Here is a 21,073-nt window from a genome sequence, read left to right as displayed (position 1 = left end):
AAAAACCTAAGTTGTTACTGTCCGGTTAACCCTGGCTCACCACGGTAAATCACGCGATCGTTACCACGATGAATACCGAAGGTGACGACAGAGGATGGGTTTTCTTCGGAGCCATCTTTATCCCAGTCGTATTTGAGCCAAGGGAGGTTGTTACCACTAGGGTCGAGATTAAGCCAAACTTCAGCTTGTTGACGTCCACAGTCTGCGCGCTCTTGCTTAGCAATAAGTTCACGCATGGCACCATCGTTAACCGTCGTTCTGACGCCTTCAAGTAAAATGTCGCAGTCGGAGCCATCATCAGGCCAAACTGGCTCCTGGCTTTTTAGAGTTGGGGACACTGTTGTCCCGTTATCCTTACTGTTTAAAACGAATCGGGTATCTCTCCAATACTCCACTCTAAGGGGGATATTAACAGATTTACCCTGATTCACTCCCACATCATCCAGAGCTATGCGACCAAACCTGACATCAGGTTGCGATAGTAGCTGTTGCGAAACCATTCTATCTTCAGTGCTATTTTGCCCTTCTTTTAAGAACATCGTAGGATCAACATAGCCAGATACTTTAGTTCCATTATTATTAAGTGAAAGCGAAATAGACGTTTCGATGGAACTATCCTTGTCTGCCGGTAGTTTTGAATTAAATGGACCATCGGGACTCGGCAAAGATAAATCTTTACGCCAATAAACTGAGTTATCCCAAGTTTTGCTCCACACAGCTCCCGACCAGTTATCACTAGTCAAATCGGAATCCAAAATGCTAAGTCTATCTGAGTAACCACCAGCCAAATACAAATCTGCTTTTAAAGAATTGGCAAAACCACCATAATTTTGAGTTGTGTAACCGTTAGCGTTATATGCTGTGACTTCAAACTTAACCGATTCAAAATTCTGTCCCATATATACAGATTGATTCTGATTATCAGGGTAGGTCCACTCTGTCCCGGTGACTTTAAAGTAATCCGGATAGAAGCGCCCAATGGTTGACTTACCATCGGCTATTTTAAATGCATTACTACCAAGATATAGAGATGTGCCAATATCATCGCCATTTTCATCTTTAGCAACTGGTGCCTCAGCAATAAGCTCGAAAACACCGACTTCTGAAACCGATTGATCAAACGTCACACTGCCACGAGACCATTTACTTGATTCTGGTAGCTTCTCATTTAGAAGTTTGGCTAATGAACCATTAGACGGGTACTTCACTTTATTACTAACCGTAATAGTCTTCTCTTGATAGTTCTCAGCAACCGTATCATCATCTTGCAATGCCGAGATGGTTAACTCAAAAACTTCACCAGCAGCAACAAACCCCGAAGAACAGCCATTTTCACTGTTGGTGCACTCTCCGCTCTTATCACCACTCTTTGCAGTAACTTTCAGTTTTGAAGGAAAACTAACGAAGCTGCCGAATCCATCCGAGTCATCAACACCTTCAACACTGGCTTTAAGTTTGACCTTTCCAGCTTCAGAGTATCTCAACTTAAAGAATGCCTTGCCTTCATCATCAAAATAAACATTAGGCAGGTATTTATTAGCTCTGGTTAGCTCGACATTTGAACTCCATTCCACAGCCTGATCTTTCACTTTTTTCTTGTAAGAAATCACGACAGGTTGAGAGCTATCGATCGGTGCCACTTCATAATCAATCGACATATTAACACCGCGAGATTCACCGCCGTCTTCAGTTCGAGTTGAACAAAACGATAGGTAGTCCTCCCCCGTAGTTTCGCGACTAGCAACTACATCATTAACATTCACCGCAAGCACATTTGAAGCGAAGGTTACATTACAGTTGTTAGCAGATAGTGGCCCGCCATTAATTCGACATCGCGCCCCTTCAAAGCCAAACTGTGGTACGGAACTTTGGTCGATACCTAAAGTAACATCGCCAGCTCTTGAACCTTGCAGCTCAAGCTGAGTTTCATTCTCAAACTGTACATTTGTACCGCCAACCCAGTTGGCAACATTATTGCCAACAGATGGAAGTAAAGTGACAGAGAGAGGCGTTAAGCTGCCATCATCGTATGCATCTCTAGGATATTGCTCAGAACAACTTTCATTCATACAAGCTCTAAGTGTCACATCAGAAGCCTGACACGTACTGCCCGAGCCAGAGTAGTCAAACTCGAAATGATGAATACCATCTGTTAATCGCGAGTACTTGTCCGCACAGACTTGGAAGTTATCAATATCATGCGTATTGGTAAGCATACCTGTGGATGCCGTTACCGACAGACGGAAGTTCTCTGGAATATAGTTAAAACCACCTTTTTCCAAAACGTTAAACTCTTCGATAACAGGATCCCATCCGCCATTTTTTCCGACTTTTCGAAATACAGCCAGCGTTATCGTATCGGCATCGGCGTTACGCGAATTTAAAACTACTTTATAACGATGCAGTTTCTCTTTACCTTTTCGATTATCCAATGAGCTGCTGTATTTTTTGCCAGTGATATACGGATAACCTTTCAACCACTTTCCATTCGCATCTTTGACGCCCTGTCCACGCACCCCAACATTATCAGCAACACTATTTGAAACGATTTTCTCGCTCCCTTCACGAATGTAGTTACCAAACTCATCAATACCAATACCTAGCCAACCACCAGCAAAGCCTTCTACATCTTTGGTGACTTCAGGGTAGTGATTCTTTAGAAGCTTCATCCCGTAACCAAGCGGACCACCAAATGCCCCGGTTTGAGGAGGGACACTCGCATCAGAAATCACCAGCGCAACACCGTCAGCACCATTCCCACCATATGCATCGTGATCAAACTCAATCTCTAAATAGTTCTGATCTGAAGGAAAAATATAGTTATACGCAGAGGCTGTTGCCTGCTCTGGTTTATTTGAGTTTAAGATGAAACGTCCACCAGAAATATGGGGCTCGTCACTGGTACCAAAGCCCATCACCGACCAGTTTGATAGTGAGCCTGAATTGAAATTTTCTTCTGGTAATGGTGTACATTGCTGCGTTGGTGGAATTTCAGGCACTAATTCAGGACAAAGAGAAGTAACAGTTTCTATAGGACATGCGCCTGTTTGAGGTGACTGGCAATTAGGATCATCAACACCACAATAAATGGCATAGTTGTTGAAGTCGTAATTATTAGATAGTGAGTTGACAGAACCACAAACCGTTGAACCTTTAACTGTGGCTTTTCCGTAAGAATAAATTGCATTATCAAGCGCATAAATCCCCTGCCCTTGATTAATTTTAGAACTATTAAGCGATACTTCACTGCCTTGTGATTTAACCTGACCACAGACTAAAGAGTTTTTAATATCTACTTTATGATGGGCTAAAATATTTCCGTGTATTTGGTTATGGCTCTCGAGGATCACCTCATTACCTTCACTAGTTACATCTCCAGTAACTTTCGTTTGCTTTAACGTAACTTTGCTTCGCGCCCAAATATCACCTTGTATTTCATTTTTATTTGATTCTGTCTTTACTTCCCCACCTTGGCTGGTAACTGCGCCACCTACTTTGGTTTGTTTTAGTGTAATATTGCCGCTGGCAGTAACGTTACCAAGAATAATATTATTTTCGGCTTCCGTTTTTACTTCACCGCCTTGGCTGGTAACTGCGCCACCTACTTGAGTTTTTTTAAGTGTAATATTGCCGCTAGCTGTCACGCTACCATTGATAGTATTGGTGCCGTCTTCGGTTTTTATCTCACCTTTACTTGTCACATCGCCTTCAACTGTGGTCTGTTTAAACGTAATATTTCTATCAGCGGTGACATTACCATTAATAATATTGGTACCTTGTTCGGTTTTTATCTCACCTTTACTTGTCACGTCACCTTCAACTGTTGCTCCTTTAAACGTAATATTTCTATCAGCGGTGACATTACCAATAATAATATTGGTACCTTGTTCGGTTTTTACCTCACCGATACTGAATAAGTTAATAGGCCCATTTGATTTGCCGATATAATTATTACGTTTGAGCAGAATCTCTCCCCATGAGCGAATAGACATTTCGCTATCAGACACAATGGTATCACCGCTATTTAACATGAGACCGTTAGGGCATACGTAGGTTGTAGGTATAGGCTCCCTAGAGTCCTTGCCCTCTAGATAACCGTTACTACATAAATTATCCGCATCTTTAGGCACCCATCCATCAAACTTCCAACCCCACCAGCGGTAAGTCGCCTCTGGTGTAATATCGTACTCTTTAGCGAGAACGGCTGATGAGCTCATCACCCATATCATGACCAAGAAAATAAGCTTTTTCATTGTTCTACTCCCTAACCCAAACTTCTTGCTGACGCTGTACTTGAGACAGTCCAGAACCACAAACGGCCGTAGCTTGCACCCTAAATAATGACTCTGCTGCAGACGTATCTTTGTTCAGAGTTCCTAAATCTACACAACTCATTGAGTTAATTCTGCATCCTGTCCCTTGTGTGACATTAGGCGTTGCACTGCTTACCTGATTTTTACAGAGTGTGGAAACGCTAGCACTAGCACTCGAAACGTTGAGTGGATATAACTTAGTTAATGCCCATTCATTCGCAGATTGAGCGACAAACCAAGCTTGTGTACCCAAAAATTCGCGGGTGACGCCACTTTGGTTGGACCAAGTGACGCGCATTAGTGAGGCAGCTAAATACCCCATCACAACGATGACGAACAACACGATGACTAAAACGTTTCCTTGTTGATGTTTTTTACGGAACATTCAGCACCTGCACGTCTTGTTGGTAAACACTGCGCTCTCCATCTTGTTCAAACACAAAGTCCATATGGACAATGCCACCCGATTGAAGGGCACGAAGCTGAAACTCAAAGGCTGTAGAGCTAACGTTGGCAGAAATGGTTTCCACATTAATCATATCTTCATGATGGGTAACTGATATATTGCCCCGTTCAATGACGTTCTTTTGTTCATTCCAACAGTAACGAACACCAAAGTTGGGATTGAACAAATAAAAGCGAGAGCCAACAGAATCGCTACTGAATGAGCTCGCGCCACTAATTGTAAAGACACCAGTTACACTGGATTTTTCTTCTCCCCCAACATCCATATCACTCGTAGAGTTATAAAAATCATCAAAGTAGGAAGGATTTATAATCATTCTTAAATCATCAGGAACTTTATCGTAAACGGTGCGATCTGCTTTTACATTCCCAACGAGAAATTCAATATTGTCTACGCCTTGTCTACTATAAAATCCAGCTAGTGAGGTAGGAAAAAAAGAAAGACAACGGCCTCCCTGTGTAACCTCAAAACTATTCGGCACGGCATGACGAATCTCTCTGGACATTTTTTCTATCACAAACTGCGCTTGAGTTTGCAGCCTTTGCCGCGCAATGCTGTCAGAGTACCCTTGAGCGCCAAGACGCAAATAAGCGGCGATGCCGAGCATAATAATGCTGCCTATGACGATGGTGACTATCATCTCTATCAAGGTAAAACCACGTATTTTCACTAGTAGTTCCCTTTGATAGCAGACAGTGTTAAAGGCTGTGTTTGTCCGGCGTAAATAGTCATAGTGACTCGTTTATAAGGCGTGATATCTTCCTGTGAAGGATTATTGACACCCGTTCCATCTGATTCAACGTATTGCACTTTCACTTCAACTCGAAAGTTCTTGTAATCATTTGCCATAGACGTGCCAAGAACGTTACTCAGCTCGTATAACGGCGTAGAGTTACAGCTGGCCTTTGTACCTTGTGTATACCAGCAACCGATATAGTCATCGACATCATTAAAACTAGCTGGGTTTGATTCACCGCTATCTGCCCCAAGACTTGTTGAACAATTCTTACCACCAAGGACAGTCTCACTACAGCGTACTAAACCACCATCAAAGTCGCTGTTTTCATCGAAGCCTCGCGCCAATATCTGAGACATAAAACCTTGGCCTAATGCGGCAGCGCGGGTTTGATAATGAGGAATGGCGGAATCTCGAATTTGAGGGACAAGAAAAGAAGTAAACGCCACCATCGCAATACCCATTAAAACAATTGCGATGATCATTTCTATTAAAGTCATGCCACTAGATTTCTTCATGAGCATGTACCTTTTGAAACATAACCTTGAGTATTAATTTCAACTTGGCAGCGGCTTCGGCCATACTTATCTTCAATCAGGATTGAAACCCCACCACTCGCTGAGTTTATTGGATTACCCAATAAATCAAACTCGATTGGATTAGTTACAGCATTGGTCAGTGAAAACTTTGCGGATTTATCAACAACCATGTCACTACGAGTGTCTCTTTCCTTGCTAGCCAGGCCGCATGCAGCACTAGACCCTATGCAAGTACTCGTAATCGACAAACAAAAGTTAGTGTAGCTAGAGTCCTCTCCAGCTTTGTAGCTACTAGGTAGACACCTTTCAGGATAAAACTTGTTTGGTATGCTGATATTCGACTGCATACGATTCACCTGCACTTGGCGAATCACAGAAATCACGCGTTCTTGTAATGCATATGCAGAGAAACTGCCAGAGCCCATAAAACGGCTGGCAGCAAACAATGAAAGGATAGAGAGGAGAACAATCACAAGGATGAACTCCATTAACGTAAACCCTAATGCAGAGCTGCGAATTTTCATAACCCAACCTTAGGCTTAGAACAAGCGAGATAAGTATACGATGAAATTATGAGATTAATGATAGGTTTATAATTTTTCGATTCGAAATGTGAACAGACGAACAAATAACCAATGTCTAGTTATTTTTCCCCTTTGAACGACTAATCTCTTCTTCAATTCGATCGTAAGTTTCTTTATTGCTTAGCGTCTCAGAAACGTGCTCCGCGGTTTGCTTGGTTTGCTCCCATTTTGCTTCGTATGTTTCTGGTCCAAAACTGATATACCGAGGCAATAGCACGTAGCCAGCGACGGCGAAAAAAGTCAGCAGCACGATAAATTCAGTAGTGCTTAATCCTCTGATGCTTTTCACTGCTCAGTCCCTAAAAAATTAAAAGGGGCTTTCGCCCCTAAACTCTATGAGCCAGATGCAACTTTAGTACATTCAGTCACTAATGATGCTTTAGCTGGCAAAACATCGCCATCTTTATTTTTATATGCTTCAGCATACTGAACACACTGGTCCACACCACTTTCTGATGCGTAAATGACTTTACCTGGAACTCCATCTGTAGTGCCAGCTTGAGCTGTACGCTTTTCTGTTTTAATCAACGTCCAGTCATTTGTATCACTAAGGCCCTGTACCGCTTTACCGATACCAGCCTCATTTGCTGTTGGGTAACCCAAATAAATCGTAATGTCTTCAACTTTGGTATCTGCAGCTGTTTTGGTTTCTTTCCCTTCAACCGCTGCTTTGCCGTAAACAATACCCGCAGCGCCATCCATTGCGCCTTTCAGGCCCTGGTTAACTGCTTTGCGAGCATCATCTTGCAGGTTAAGGAAACGTGGTGCCGCAGTGACCGCTAGAATACCTAGGATTACAATTACCACTACCAATTCGATAAGGGTGAAACCACCTTGTCTTTTCATTGTTTACTCTCTCTATGTAAGCATGCAGTACAACTGCAAAGTTTCGTTTAGGTCACGCGACCATTTTGGATATTGTCAAAACGGTTTGGGGCAGCAACGTTCACTAAAACTGACCGTGAAGTGGATACTGTATCTACCGCTTGAGCAGAATGACGATTCGCCATTATTCAGTTCATGCTGCAATGAGAAAAACACATTATTGTTTACCCTCTATTACAGCGTCTTACTTATGGTAATGATTGCATTATACCGACTTTCAATACCAATTATAGTGATTAGGTGTCAAAAAATTCACTCCGCCGACTTTTCGACATCCATTTTCAGCTGATTAGCTGTTGAAATAACTACAATCGACTGACCATTTTCATAAGTATAGTGACAGACATAACGATCAGTTTTGATTGCTCCACTGATATCTATTAACTTATTGGTCATTATTTTACGTTGTGGATAATGCACTGCTAGCCAATAACCACAATCTAAAACACCTTCTTGAGTAAAGGGAGATACTAGCCCGCCCTCAGTCATGGTGAGGTTAAAACCATCCATCAGCATATGTTCTGGCTCGCCTTTTACGAGCCAAGCTTGACGATAACGCTGAACACTATCTTGCATCCAAACTCTCGCCAACTTCGCTCCAGTAACTTGCGCCTGCTCGGTAACAGGACGTAATTTGACCGCCAAGCCAACAGCAATGATGGTAGCAATTACCCCAAAAAAGATTAGCGTCGCTCGACTTTGATTTTCAACCACCTATTAGCCGCCTTTGATGATGTCTAGCATTCCCCACATTGGCAGGAAGATACCCAGTGCCAGCACCATGACCATGCCTGCGACAATCACCAAAAGTAGCGGTTCTATTCTTGCGGTCAGTGTTTTTAGATCGTAATCAACTTCTCTATCGTAAAAATCCGACACTTCCAGCAGCAGCTCATCAATACGACCAGTTTCTTCCCCTACTGCAATCATCTGAATCACCAAAGGGGTAAAGATTTTACTGTTGATAGCGGTAACCGAGATGGTGCTACCCGCTTCAATCGCGGATTTCATCTCAAGAATTCGATTTTCTAAAAAGCGGTTCCCCAGGGCTTCCCCGGCTAAAGCTAAAGACTGGTTAAGTGGAACGCCTGACTTCAGCATCAACGAGAAGGTTCTGGCAAAACGGGAAAGCTGCGCGCGATTAACGATATCGCCTACAATTGGCAGCCGAAGCCGAAACTTATCGAACTTTTCCCGACCATCAGCCGTCGCCACCCAGGCTCTGAAAACCGCAAACGCGCCAATCATTACCACAATCAACAACACCCAATAATTAACAAAGAAATTAGAAGTCGCGATCAAAATACGCGTCGGCAGTGGTAACTCAACACCAAAGCGCGTAAACATCGATGCAAACTCAGGGATCACCAAGATATTCAATATAAACATGGCGATGGTGATAAAGATAATCACAAACGTCGGATAACGCATCGCCGCTTTGATGCGTTTGCGAGTCTCGAGTTCCTGCTCGTAGTAATTCGCCAGTTGCAATAGTGCTTGATCGAGTCGACCCGTATTCTCACCTACGTTGATCATAGAAACGAACAGTGGGCTGAATACTTTGCTGTGTTGCTGCATCGCAGAAGACAAACCTCGGCCATTACTCAGTTCAGAAACGACATCTTCCAGTGCCTCTTTGAGCTGTTTGTTTTCACAATTTTGCAGCAGGCCACGCATAGAACGCAGCAACGGTACGCCCGCTTTAGTTAAGCTAAACAACTGGCGAGAGAAAAGAATGATCACTTCCAATGGAATGGCTGGCACAAATAGCTTAGACAAGGTCATTTGGCTTTTTGCCGACTCTTTCTCTAACCGTACGTTGAGCGGGATGACCCCTTTGTTCATCAACGCTTCCGCTGCAGCTTCTGAGTTCACTGCTTCGATTTTGCCGTTAGTGGATGAGCCGTCTAGCGTGCGGCCTTGATAACGAAAAGTTGGCATTCACTTACCTATATGAAAATGGGATCAGTCTTACCAGAAGCATCGCCCTCACCTAGGGTCATCACTTCATCCAAACTGACGGTACCTTGTAGCGCCAGTTCCATTGCAGAAGCAAGCAGTGGCTTATAGTTTTCTGAGCGGCGCGCGGCTTGCGCAAAGCCAACCGCATCATTAGCGCGCAATTTATCCATCATCTCTTGCTCAAGTTCGAGCATTTCAAACACACCGATTCGGCCTCGATAACCAGTCACGTTACAGTTTTGACAGCCTGCACCTTTATAAAAAGTGGTGCCCACTTGGTTTGGAAAACGCCCAGCTAACCACTGTTGGCGTGACTCGTCTAGATGGTCTTCTGTTTTGCAATCTGGACAAACACGGCGAACAAGACGCTGCGCCACCACAGCTCTGACCGCACTAGCAACCAAGTAACCCGGTGCGCCCATATCGATCATACGTAACGCACTGTCGACAGCATCATTGGTGTGAAGAGTGCTCAATACTAAGTGACCCGTTAGTGCAGCTCGCAGACCAATTTCTACTGTCTCTTGGTCACGCATCTCACCAACAAGAATGATGTCTGGGTCTTGACGCAAGAAGGTTCGAAGCACACGCGAGAAAGTCAGATCGATCTTACTGTTTACCTGTACCTGAGTGATGCGAGGCAGGCGATATTCAACCGGGTCCTCTGCTGTAATGATCTTTTTCCCAGGTTCGTTGAGCTCACTTAATGCGCCGTAAAGCGTGGTGGTTTTACCTGAACCTGTCGGCCCCGTCACCAAGATCATGCCGTGCGGACGAGCCAACTGTCGACGTAAACGAGCAAGCAAATCTGGCGGCAAACCTGACTCTTCTAATGGACGCAAACCAGCAGACTGGTTAAGCAGACGCATTACCACGGACTCCCCGTATTGCGTTGGTAGCGTCGACATACGAATATCGATTGATTGACCACGCACTTTGATATTGAATCGGCCATCTTGTGGCAAGCGCTTCTCAGAGATGTCTAGGTGCGCCATCAACTTCAATCGAAGAACCAAAGCCGATGCGATATTCACTTCATTCAGGATGGTTTCATGCAGTACACCATCAATACGCTGACGTAAGCGCAATATCTGATCGTCTGGCTCAATATGAATATCCGATGCCCCGACTTGTACCGCATCTTCAAACATGGAATTAACCAGCTTTACAACGGTAACTTCCTCACTGTCGGTTCCATCAATACCGTAATCGAAGCTTTGCTCATCTTTATGCTCTTCATGCAACTGTTCCGCGAAAGAAGCGATTTCTTTGGTGCGGCGATAATAGCGGTCAAAGCTTGAAATGAGTTGGCGCTCTGAAGCCACGATGAACTCAAGGTTGTATTCACCTAGCAAATTCATCAATGATTCTTGGATGAACAAATCCGCAGGGTCACTCATAGCAACGCGCAACGTGTCCCCATTTCGAGCAACGACCATCGCACGTAAGCGACGTGCGTGTACCTCTGGTAGAATCTGTACCGCTTCCGCATCCACAGGGGCGCGACCAAGATCGATCAATGGCAAACCAAGTTGTTGGGACAAGAAGTCCAACATTTGCTTCTCAGTAATAAAGCCGAGATCAATTAACGCATCGCCTAGCTTCTGCCCGGTACTACGTTGTGCGTTTAGTGCTTGCTGGATTTGTTCTTCTGAGACGATGCCTTCTTCAACCAGAAGATCGCCTAAGCGTTTTCTCAACTGAATTTTCATTGTGCATTCTCCAGCTGTTTCAAGATGCTCAAACGGTCACGAATAAACGCTTGCGATTGATTCGAAATGCCAACTTTACCCAGAGCTTGGTTGTAAGAGTTGATCGCGGCTGTAAACGTCAGCGTGCGCTCTTGTTGAATCGCTAAACCTAGCCACCAGCGCGCATTTTCCGGCTCACGCTGAGTAAGGAGTTGATAACTCTCAAGCGCAATATCATTCTGCTTGTGTTTTTGTGCTAATGCCGCACGCATCGCCAAGTAATCTCGACTTGGTATTGGAGGCAAATGCACAAGCGGACTCAGCGCCGCTTCAGGTTGATTAGCTTTCACTAACAACTTAGACAAGGCCAAACGAAGTACTTGGTTGTTCGTGTCAAGGTTGATCCCTTCTTGGATAATCTCATACGCTTTACGCGTGTCGCCTTTGCCAAAGTACAACGCCGATAATTTTTGACGCGTGTCTGCATTCATTGGCTCATAACGTAACGCCTCAGCATAAGCCGACAACGCCGTTTGCATATCGTTAGCATCCAGTGCTTTTTCCGCTCGGCTAACCGCTTTAAGAGATAACTGGCGGTGCGTCAGCTCAACCTGCTCAATACGCATTGAACTGTTTTCTGCTGTCGTGCGGGTTACGTGATTAGATTGCTCATCGCTTGGCATCGTTGCCACTTGCGCGAGTAGCACTGCATCTTCAGAGACCGCATTTACCTCCGCTCTTGGCGTGAACCTATCAGTCTCAGGCATATGAAGCTGTTGCGCAGCCGGTTGTGTCACTGGCTTCGTGTAAACCACATGGGTTGTTTCGGGCGTCATTTTACTCGTTGGCGAATGAGTACTCTCTGATGATGTGATTGACGAAGCATTCACTGACGACAATGGCATGGTTTCTGTTTGAGCAGATGAAAGCTCGCCTGAAGGGATAGGACCGCGAGAGACCGCCCAGCCGCCCACCGCAAGGCTTAACGAGAAACCAGCAACGAGCCAAAGCCAAGGTTTACTGCGTGAAACGTTGGGAATGTCCGCACGAGTAAGCTCTGACGGTGATGTTTTTTCAGCGAGTTCTGATAATGCTTTATTGATGGCACTCAAGGTTGACTCCATCCCCAAAATACGGGTGTTTTAAACTTAGGTTTACGGGCATCAAACGTATCGTGCATAGCTGCGTAAACGTGATGATTTTTTAATAGTGTGCAACGATCATTAAATGCCGCAAGCAACGACTTGTGGCTAATTTGGTTGATCAAACGTGGAATCCCCATGGATGAACGCCAAATCGCTTTTTTCTGCTCAATAGAAAAAATGTGCGCTCCATTGCCTGCCTTGTCTAAACGATTATTGATGTAAGCCACGCCTTCATCGATAGAAAGAGGACGCAGCTGACAACTAAACGTAATACGTTGACGAAACTGCCTTAGCTCGTGGCTGGCTAACCGCTCATCCAACTCAGGTTGTCCGAATAACACCAGTTGAATGAGTTTATCTTGTTCCGTTTCTAGGTTACCGAACAGACGCAATGTTTCTAAAGCTTGTGGAGAAAGAGCTTGCGCTTCATCGACGATCAAGACGGTTTTCTTTCCCGCAGAATGCACTTGAATCAGGTGTTCTTGAATGAGAGAAACAATACGTAGCGGGTCATCGTTCTCGATGCCTAACTCTCTGGCGACAGCAAACTGCAACTGCTCTCCATTCAAAACTGGATTGGGTAAGTAAATCAGCTCGACTTCAGATTCAATCTGCTCAATTAACTTACGACACACCATGGTTTTTCCGGTGCCGACTTCTCCCGTCACCTTAATCACCCCTTCTCCCATTTGCACAGCGGCTAAAATGGTTTGGATCGCCTCATAGTGAGGGACTAACCCCAAGAACATTTCTGTGTTTGGGGTTAACGAAAAAGGCTGAACTCGAAATCCAAAATGTGACAAGTACATACTCGAATCACAAACTCATTGAAAAACGGAACCTTTCCCCGCGCTTATTGCGCATCTGGGAACCACTCTTGCAGCAGATCACGAGAGCGCTCTAGCTCTTTCTGCCAAGAGTTCACACCAACTACGGTCGGTTTTAGCAAGATGACCAATTCTGTTTTCTCAGTCACGTTATTTACGTTGCGGAACAAATGCCCCAATGCGGGCACATCGCCTAAGAATGGGACTTTAGAAACAAGCTCACGATTTTGCTGTTTCATCAAACCGCCGATAACCACAACATCGCCATCTTTAGCACGAATAACCGAGTCAGATTCACGAATAGAGCTTTTTGCCAATGGCAATTGGATGTTTTGGAACTCACCGCCCAAGTTCAATTTCTTCACTTCTTCAGAGACTTCAATAACCGCAGGGTGAACATGCAGGAACACATTGCCTTTGTTATCAATTTGCGGAGTCACATCGAGAGAGATACCTGAGAAGAATGGTGTCAATTCCACTTCTGGAACGGCATTTGAGTTTTCACCGTTGCCTGCATTGCTCGATAACTCGGTAACAAAATACTCATCGGTACCCACTTTGATGACCGACTTTTGGTTGTTGGCTGCGGTAATACGAGGGCTCGAAAGAACGTTCAAGTCACCTTGCGTAGACATAAAACTCAACACAGCATTGAAGTTGCCATCAGAGATAGTCACGTTGGTTTGGCCGCCCAATAGCGTCCCAATCGCATCCAGCGGTGGTAATGCCGACGCAGGGCGGTTCACTACGACACTACCCGAGTTACCAATTGACGCCGATAAGTTCGACCAGTTGATGCCTTGTTGGTAGCCATCATTCAACGTCACTTCTAGAATTTTAGCTTCAAGAATGACCTGACGCTGCATGCGCTCCTGCGATACACCTAAGAACTCACGGACTTCTCGAATATCATCTGGAAACGCTCGAACCGTAATCACTCCTGCTTGAGGTGTTACGACAACGCTTTGTCCTTTGCCTGAACCAATTAGATTCGCAACGGCTTGCTGCAGCATCGGCCAGAAGTCACTTTCAGTGATAGTTTCGATGCGCGTACCGCCCGTTGAAGTCGTCGAGCTATCGCCGCTGTTACTTTCATTGTCAGAGTCTGATGAGTCAGAACTGTCTGAGCTACCGCCAGAATTAGACGTACCAGCCGAGGTCACTGAGCCCGTGACAATGCTCGTCAATGATCGACCAGAGCGTTTGAACTGGAGGTAATCAACAGGAATGGTTACCGTACGCATACCAGCAGGGTAGATTTGAATAACTTTGCCAGACTTCACCACATCATAGCCATACATGTTCTGTACAACGCTCAGGACTTCATCCAACGTAACATCTGACAAGTTGACGGTGATATTACCTTGTACCGCTGGATGAATCGCCACGCTGTACTCAGTGCCTTTGACTAGAGAGGCAAAGAAGCTTCGTGCATCGACCGCATTCGCTTGAATACGGAAACGCTTCGAGGTGCCTTGCTCTGAAGCAACATTCGAGTCTAAGTTAGGCATCAGGTCCGCTTCGACAGAAGAAGGAATTTCTTCTAACGTGCGGCTGTTCGCTTGATTGATAGATTCATTGAGCGCTTCTTTGACTTCCACAGGGTCACGGTGACCCATTGAACATCCCATTAAAGAAGCAATCGTTATTCCTACAACTAATTTGCGCATATCTGATCAGGCTCTGGTTATTATTTTTTTACGTTTAAACCAAAAAGCTCTAGGTCCCACTGACGGTTACCACGCTTTAAAGTTACAAATTCACTATTAATGCTCGCGACGCGATAACCCTTAAATAGCTCGCCTTTTTCAACAAGCTTGTTATCCATAATCGCGACACAAGCAGTACTTGGCTTACACACAATACTGTTGAGCGTAGGCAGTCGGTACTGTTTTGCTTTTGGTTTCGCTGACGTTTCAACCGCAGGCTTTTCCCAGCCAAGTGGTGCCGTTGGATCTTGGTTCGCCCAAGCGGTTCCTGCCGCTGCCATGACAAGCAATGAGATGATGAGTTTTTTAACCACCAATAAACTCCTCTCGAGATCCTAGTGTGTAGACTTCCAGCACAAGCTTCGCTTTCGGGTACTCTTCGACTTTGTAACTAAAGCTGCGCCAATAATAACTGGCAGGAAGGCTCTCCAACTTATTTAGATAATTGGCAATAGAAAAGTAGTCGCCAGTCAGCTCCATGCGTACAGGGTGCACGTAGTAACCAGAGTATTGCGATGCTTCTTTATCTTCCGTAATTGGCTCAGATGGCAAAGTTTGCAAAGACAAAAGGTGAATGCCACTTTGCTGCTCTAATACATTTTCCAGCAGCTCAGCCATTTGCGAAGGTGTAATAAGGTGTTCGATGATCTCCGCTAGCTGCATCGAAAGGTGCTGACTTTCTGTTAGCAGGTTAGATATCGCGCGATCAATCTCAGCGTTTGGATCTTTCTTCAGCTGCGCTTGAATACGTAGCGTGTCGATTTCAATCTTTTGATTGGCTTGCTTTAAATTGCTTAGTTGCCTCTCATTACTGATGATCTCGTTAAGCTTTGGTTCCAGTACCAGCGTAAAAAGCAACATGATCACGACAACTAAACCACACAGCGCGATAAGCAATTTTTCACGCGCGCTCATTTCGCCAAAACGCTCTTCTAATGAGAGCCAGAATTCGTTCATTTCTCTTTATCCTCGCTCGTTTTTAGTTCAAACGTCACAATATCCTTATCATTTCGGCCAATTTTGACGTCGTCAAACGTCCGGCCAACCAAGCTAATTTCATTTTTAAATTGGTTAACCCAACTTGGTACTGAGCTCGGCTTTTTCGCCAGTCCCTTCAGATCTAAGGTATGGTTATTGATTCGAATTTCGGACAAAGAAATTTCTTGGTTTCCTAGCTTAGCTAATGATTGCATCACGCCAGAGTAACCCGTGCGCTGCGAGTCATCGTATTTCCCGACGGCTTTAAGCGAGTCTCGCTTCGCCTTGACTTCACGCTCTAAGCGGGCTTTAGCTGCCAGCTTATTATTGTCGGGTTGATGCTTACGTAGCTTGACTTGATAGCGTTCAAGCTCTGACTTCATGATATCGCCTTTGCTTTTTACAATAGCAATTTCATCTTCTAAACCACTGCTCTGCCAAGTCACATAGCCGTAAGAGAGTAGAATGGCCGCAGCCGCGACACCCCAAGATAACGCGATATTTCTTAGTGTCAGGAGCTCTTTTTTCGGCTTTAAGTAATCAGGGTATAAGTTAACGCGTCGAGTATTAGAAGCCGCAGCAGCATCTGCTAAAACGTGTCCTGATAGCTCATGTTCTGGTGGTAATAACAGAGAGACTTTAGTGCTTAAACGGTAGTTCAGAGACTGAACAAGCTCACTCTCATCCTCCTCATCACAACACACTTTCAATTGATGCAGCTGCACGTGGCGCAACTGAGAAGAAAGATAATCAATCGAACGTTGCAGTTCTAACGAGAGGCTATCCATCTGTAACTCGCTAGACGGAACACCCGTTAACGGTGGCGTCACACTGCGAATCGAACGATGGAACGCAATAGTATTTTCGACAAAAGCGCTAATACGGAAGTGACCACGCACACTGCGTTGTAATAATAGGAAGTTACCTAGCTCACCTGCGGTCTCTCCCCAAATGTCGTCTTCAGGAAGAATAGCTTCTAATGGCAACTGGGCGCGACTGGCCAGTAACACGATCTTATCCAACATTTTTCGTGATAAGACGTAAGCTTGCACTTTGGTTGAATTGGGTAACTCTACCGCATCTGCAATGATGTCAACGGCACGCTCAGAGATCAGTTCTTTCAACAAAAACGGTAATGCTGCAGGCCATTCTTGGCGCGGCATGACAGGTTTGTCAATTTGATACATCTGATAATAGTTATGAGAAAGGACAACCGTCAGAGAATCATACGCACTCGCAGCAACGCTCAATGCTTGCTCTACGGCTTTCTCCCAATTGGATTCAGAAATATCAAATTGGTATGGGCGGCCACTTTTTATTGAAGATGATAAATAAACGGCGTCTGGCTGAATAACCAAAAAGCAGGAACGACCACCACCAGATGATCGTTTGAGCTTGTCGAGTAGTGCTTTGAAATCCATGATTATTATCTTTATTTTTTACGCCAGCGATTTCGTCTTCCCAATTTCACTTGGGATTCTGATTGAGAACTTGGCAATGCTTGTGGACGAGGAAGAAACTGCTGCTCTGCAGAAAAGTAGCGCCCTTGCCCACCATAAACCCCGAGCTCAATTAACGTGTTGAGCTCGTTTTGATTCTCAATTCCCACTGCTATGATTTTAGTTTTACTGTTTGCCGCGGCACCTAGCATGCTGCGGACAAATAGCTGGTTCTCATGTCGCTGGTCGATTTTTGCTACTAAACTGCGATGAAGTTTAAGGTAACGAATATCCACTTCTTTTAAATAGTGAGTGCTGACGATGGTTCGTCCAGCCTGCCCAACCATTAAGTGGCACCCTAGACCGGCCAGCATTTTAGCGACTGGTCGCATAAAGTCTAAGTGTCTTACAAATTGTGCTTCAACAAACTCAAAACTGAGACACTTTCTCTGTTCACGTGACAACTGTAAGAGTTCATCACGAAACCATTTAAAGTACTCTCGGTTAGAAAAAGGCGTTACATTCAAATTGAGCGCATACGATCTTGAGTTATCAAAATTATCCTTAAATTCTCTTAAGAATTTATTAATAACTGACTTATCCATTTGCGCTTCATAACCAACCTGTCTGATCGCAGAAATAAACCGAGACGCTTTAACAATGCCATTCTCAGGATCGCGAATCCGACATGTTAACTCTTCATATAATGATTTTTTATGCGTTGCGTCACTTATTGGGTGCACAGATTGTGCGTAGAGTATCACATTTTCTGGTGTAAGTGCTGTGTCAAATAACGTTCTCCACCTCACACTTCCGCGAGCTTCTTCATCGTGGTTCCATTTTTTGAAGCGACTCCAATTATTGTTATTTTGTAGTTGCGCACTACGCAAAGCTGTCTCTGCCTCATCGATGATTTGGCTGTGTCGCTCACCCTCTTTATAAGTAGTGATGCCTATATGGCACCAGTTGTCTGGGTCGAGTGGCTCTGGCGGCATTAATTTTTCTAACTGGCGAATGCATTGTGATGCCAAATTAGCCACATCTTTAGCACTTTGATGCGGCAGAAATAACGCAAAATCAGCATCGTAATAACGAGAAAATACAACATCAGGGTATCGCTGAACTAAGTTGGATAATAAACTCCCAACTTCAACAATAAACTCATCCGTAATTTGCTTATCTTGCTCTTCTTCAACCAGTTTCCAGTCTTGAATACGTACTAGCAACACGGCGCCGCGAGCCCCACTTTCTAGTAACGCCGATTCCAGTTTGCTATCAAACAGCACTCGATTGGCGGTACCTGTTAACTTATCAAGGAAGGTTTGAGTTCGAATAAAGGTATCAAATCGGCTTCGCTCTTGACGCGCATCTTGTAACTCTTCAATTAATACATCGAGCGCTTCACTGGCAGTATAAGGCCATTCTTTTTTGTCACCTTTTGCATACTGCTCTACCCGACCAGCAAGGATCATCCTGCCTCGCTCTTCGAGCATTTCAGAGCCTTCTAATTGCTCCTTAAGCCACGCAACGCCGCGCATTAAACAGAAGATGATCAAGATAACGGCAAGCGTGATCGACCAAAGCGCCTGCATTGAGTAGCTGTAACCTAAGTAAGGCGGGATCGCTTTAAAATGAATCGTGTAATCTTGATTGTGAGTCAGTTGGTATTCTGTCTCAAACAAGACTGACGCTTCCATTTGATGAGAAGTATCTTTGAAGCGATAAACAACCGCATTGTTGGTCGACAATGTCATTTCGACAATATTGGAAGCCTGCAGCATTTTCGGCATCCAGCGCTGCATAGAATAAGCAGCGTCAGGATCTTCCATCTCCTTGTCGACCACCTCTACGATCCCTTCTAAATAATGGGTGAGATATTCCTGCCCAAGACGTTTAAAAGAGAGGGTGCCACCGACAAACAAGATAAACATGGCGCAGATGACGATCATGGTGACAAAAGCCACCAGCCGTGTGCTTAACTTAAGAGTTGGGGTATACCTCATGAATACCAAATTCCTTTTTTATTCATCATATACCTTATTGAAATATTTATACTTGATAAGAGTTCATCAAACAATCGGATTCGTCTGATAGTGAGAGGCTGGAGCATAAAGAACATCACACTCATTGATAAGTTTTATTGTTACGCCTAACCTTGCTGAGATAAGCCTTTGAGATCATTAGATAGAGACAATAAAAAAGACCGCGATATTCGCGGCCTTTTCGATTCAAGCATAAGCAGAATTTAGAACGGGATATCGTCGTCAAAATCCATTGGTGGCTCATTGTACTGCTGCTGTGGTTGCTGCGGAGCCTGCTGTTGTTGCTGTTGCTGTTGCTGAGGCGCATTGTACTGCTGCTGAGCTGGTTGTTGAGGCTGACCCCATCCACCTTGCTGCTGCTGTTGACCGCCCATTGGTGCGCCGCCACCTTGACCACGACCGCCAAGCATTTGCATCACGCCGTTGAAGCCTTGAACAACGACTTCAGTTGAGTAGCGATCTTGACCGCTTTGGTCTTGCCATTTACGAGTTTGCAGTTGGCCTTCAATGTATACTTGAGAACCTTTACGCAAGTACTCACCTGCTACTTCCGCAAGTTTGCCGAACAACACAACACGGTGCCATTCCGTTTTTTCGCGCTGTTCGCCAGTCGCTTTATCACGCCATGAATCAGAAGTCGCAATAGTAATGTTTGCTACTGCACCGCCGTTCGGCATGTAACGAATTTCAGGGTCGTTACCTAGATTCCCCACCAAAATAACTTTGTTAATTCCACGGCTGGCCATGATGTGCTCCGTTTCACTCTGGATATATAAAATTTTAGCGCATTAGAATAGCACGCTTTAATGTTTTGATTAAAGTCTAATACCATTGTGATCTAATGAGTCACCTACTAGAACCCAAATCACATTTCAACTTACGCATGTAGCATTTTTGATTCGCTTTGCAGACATCGTTTCGTGAAGCTTTGAATTCGAACGCATTTATTCAGTAAAGCTATGGTTATAACCTCTCTTTAATGCCAACTTATGGCCTTTATTGAACGCTGGGAGATTTGAACACGTGAGAAAGTCGGCTTACGCAAGAAAGCTATTTCTGATCAGTATGGAAGATAATGCGCAAAAAAAGGTGGCGGCACTCGAAAAGTACATTGATATGAGCATCCCGGTGATTTCGACCGAAGCACTAATGGAAGCTAAGCCACAGCATCGTAACAAAATCCTACTGATCGACTTCAGTGAACATAAATCACTCGTTCAATCGATCAAAAACTTACCGCTGGTATGGAAGAACTTTGAAACCGTTGTGTTCAATGTCCCTAAAAGGCTGACCACGGATGAGCTTCTTTCATTTGGTCAATTAAAGGGGCTGTTCTATTCCGAAGATACGCTAGAGCAAATTGGAGAGGGATTAAAAGGCATTGTCAACGGTCAAAACTGGCTGCCGCGTAATGTAACCAGTCAACTTTTACACTATTACCGTAACGTCATTAATACTCATACTGCCCCAGCCACGGTAGACCTAACCATTCGCGAGCTGCAAGTACTGCGTTGCTTGCAAGCTGGCGCATCAAACAGCCAAATGGCCGAGGAATTATTTGTCAGTGAATTCACCATCAAATCGCACTTGTATCAGATATTCAAAAAGCTATCAGTGAAGAATCGCGTTCAGGCAATCGCGTGGGCAGATCAAAACTTAATGTCATGATGCGATGCCGCGACTCTAATGACTGAAATGACGAGTCGCTCATCTTTTTTCCGCACTGAGTCTCACACTTTTTCCTACTTTATTCATGA

The 21,073-nt window shown here is 44.6% G+C and carries 19 protein-coding genes; 1 reads left to right on the top strand and 18 read right to left on the bottom strand.

The genetic code is table 11. The features are described 5' to 3' along the window. Positions 1-14: 14 nt before the first annotated feature. The 18 genes from ACWYVB_RS19250 to ACWYVB_RS19165 all read right to left on the bottom strand — a co-directional run bounded on the left by ACWYVB_RS19250 (position 15) and on the right by ACWYVB_RS19165 (position 20,062). Positions 15-4,253: a DUF6701 domain-containing protein gene (locus ACWYVB_RS19250; RefSeq protein ID WP_457529813.1), complete on the bottom strand. Its 4,239-nt coding sequence runs from the start codon at positions 4,251-4,253 to the stop codon at positions 15-17. 4 nt (positions 4,254-4,257) lie between these two features. Further along, positions 4,258-4,698, bottom strand: coding sequence for an MSHA biogenesis protein MshP (locus ACWYVB_RS19245; protein WP_457529811.1), 441 nt, complete (start codon positions 4,696-4,698; stop codon positions 4,258-4,260). Further along, positions 4,688-5,449 carry a PilW family protein gene (locus ACWYVB_RS19240; RefSeq protein WP_457529809.1) on the bottom strand — a complete coding sequence of 254 codons (762 nt, stop codon included), beginning with the start codon at positions 5,447-5,449 and terminating at the stop codon, positions 4,688-4,690. The genes ACWYVB_RS19245 and ACWYVB_RS19240 overlap by 11 nt, the downstream gene beginning before the upstream one ends. After that, a complete protein-coding gene (locus ACWYVB_RS19235) occupies positions 5,449-6,033 on the bottom strand; it encodes a type IV pilus modification PilV family protein (protein WP_457529808.1) in 585 nt (194 codons plus the stop codon). Before ACWYVB_RS19235 ends, ACWYVB_RS19240 begins: the two co-directional genes overlap by 1 nt. Further along, positions 6,030-6,578 carry a type II secretion system protein gene (locus ACWYVB_RS19230; RefSeq protein ID WP_457529806.1) on the bottom strand — a complete coding sequence of 183 codons (549 nt, stop codon included), beginning with the start codon at positions 6,576-6,578 and terminating at the stop codon, positions 6,030-6,032. The genes ACWYVB_RS19235 and ACWYVB_RS19230 overlap by 4 nt, the downstream gene beginning before the upstream one ends. A gap of 115 nt (positions 6,579-6,693) precedes the next feature. Continuing rightward, positions 6,694-6,927: an MSHA biogenesis protein MshA gene (locus ACWYVB_RS19225; protein WP_172563481.1), complete on the bottom strand. Its 234-nt coding sequence runs from the start codon at positions 6,925-6,927 to the stop codon at positions 6,694-6,696. 44 nt (positions 6,928-6,971) lie between these two features. Further along, positions 6,972-7,484: a type II secretion system protein gene (locus ACWYVB_RS19220; protein ID WP_140250708.1), complete on the bottom strand. Its 513-nt coding sequence runs from the start codon at positions 7,482-7,484 to the stop codon at positions 6,972-6,974. 291 nt (positions 7,485-7,775) lie between these two features. Then, positions 7,776-8,237 (bottom strand): MSHA biogenesis protein MshF, encoded by a 462-nt coding sequence (locus ACWYVB_RS19215; protein WP_457529803.1) that lies wholly within the window; start codon positions 8,235-8,237, stop codon positions 7,776-7,778. Positions 8,238-8,240: 3 nt separating this feature from the next. Further along, the gene (locus tag ACWYVB_RS19210) at positions 8,241-9,464 is read right to left on the bottom strand and encodes a type II secretion system F family protein (protein ID WP_457529801.1); all 1,224 of its coding nucleotides are present in this window, start codon (positions 9,462-9,464) and stop codon (positions 8,241-8,243) included. An 8-nt stretch (positions 9,465-9,472) separates the two neighbouring features. Beyond that, the gene (locus tag ACWYVB_RS19205; protein ID WP_457529799.1) at positions 9,473-11,197 is read right to left on the bottom strand and encodes a GspE/PulE family protein; all 1,725 of its coding nucleotides are present in this window, start codon (positions 11,195-11,197) and stop codon (positions 9,473-9,475) included. Continuing rightward, positions 11,194-12,288 (bottom strand): tetratricopeptide repeat protein, encoded by a 1,095-nt coding sequence (locus tag ACWYVB_RS19200; RefSeq protein ID WP_457529798.1) that lies wholly within the window; start codon positions 12,286-12,288, stop codon positions 11,194-11,196. Before ACWYVB_RS19200 ends, ACWYVB_RS19205 begins: the two co-directional genes overlap by 4 nt. Beyond that, a complete protein-coding gene (locus ACWYVB_RS19195; protein WP_046873590.1) occupies positions 12,285-13,130 on the bottom strand; it encodes an ExeA family protein in 846 nt (281 codons plus the stop codon). The genes ACWYVB_RS19200 and ACWYVB_RS19195 overlap by 4 nt, the downstream gene beginning before the upstream one ends. Before the next feature lie 44 nt (positions 13,131-13,174). Then, entirely contained in the window at positions 13,175-14,818 is a 1,644-nt protein-coding gene (mshL, locus tag ACWYVB_RS19190; protein WP_104969846.1) for a pilus (MSHA type) biogenesis protein MshL, read from the bottom strand. A 20-nt stretch (positions 14,819-14,838) separates the two neighbouring features. Then, a complete protein-coding gene (locus ACWYVB_RS19185; protein ID WP_046873588.1) occupies positions 14,839-15,171 on the bottom strand; it encodes a hypothetical protein in 333 nt (110 codons plus the stop codon). Further along, positions 15,164-15,814, bottom strand: a complete 651-nt coding sequence (gene gspM, locus ACWYVB_RS19180) for a type II secretion system protein GspM (protein WP_046873587.1) — start codon at positions 15,812-15,814, stop codon at positions 15,164-15,166. The genes ACWYVB_RS19185 and gspM overlap by 8 nt, the downstream gene beginning before the upstream one ends. Beyond that, positions 15,811-17,256, bottom strand: a complete 1,446-nt coding sequence (locus ACWYVB_RS19175; protein WP_457529794.1) for an MSHA biogenesis protein MshI — start codon at positions 17,254-17,256, stop codon at positions 15,811-15,813. The genes gspM and ACWYVB_RS19175 overlap by 4 nt, the downstream gene beginning before the upstream one ends. An 11-nt stretch (positions 17,257-17,267) precedes the next feature. Continuing rightward, entirely contained in the window at positions 17,268-19,277 is a 2,010-nt protein-coding gene (csrD, locus tag ACWYVB_RS19170) for an RNase E specificity factor CsrD (RefSeq protein ID WP_375223799.1), read from the bottom strand. Positions 19,278-19,519: 242 nt separating this feature from the next. After that, the gene (locus tag ACWYVB_RS19165) at positions 19,520-20,062 is read right to left on the bottom strand and encodes a single-stranded DNA-binding protein (protein ID WP_164666951.1); all 543 of its coding nucleotides are present in this window, start codon (positions 20,060-20,062) and stop codon (positions 19,520-19,522) included. A 277-nt stretch (positions 20,063-20,339) separates the two neighbouring features. On the opposite strand from ACWYVB_RS19165, the gene ACWYVB_RS19160 reads away from it, so the two are divergent. Continuing rightward, positions 20,340-20,984: a LuxR C-terminal-related transcriptional regulator gene (locus ACWYVB_RS19160; protein ID WP_005397417.1), complete on the top strand. Its 645-nt coding sequence runs from the start codon at positions 20,340-20,342 to the stop codon at positions 20,982-20,984. Positions 20,985-21,073 lie beyond the last annotated feature (89 nt).

The sequence above is a fragment of the Vibrio sp. JZG10 genome, from assembly GCF_054064075.1.
The sequence above is the reverse complement of the archived record's forward strand: the minus strand, read 5'-3'. Positions and strand labels throughout refer to the sequence as shown.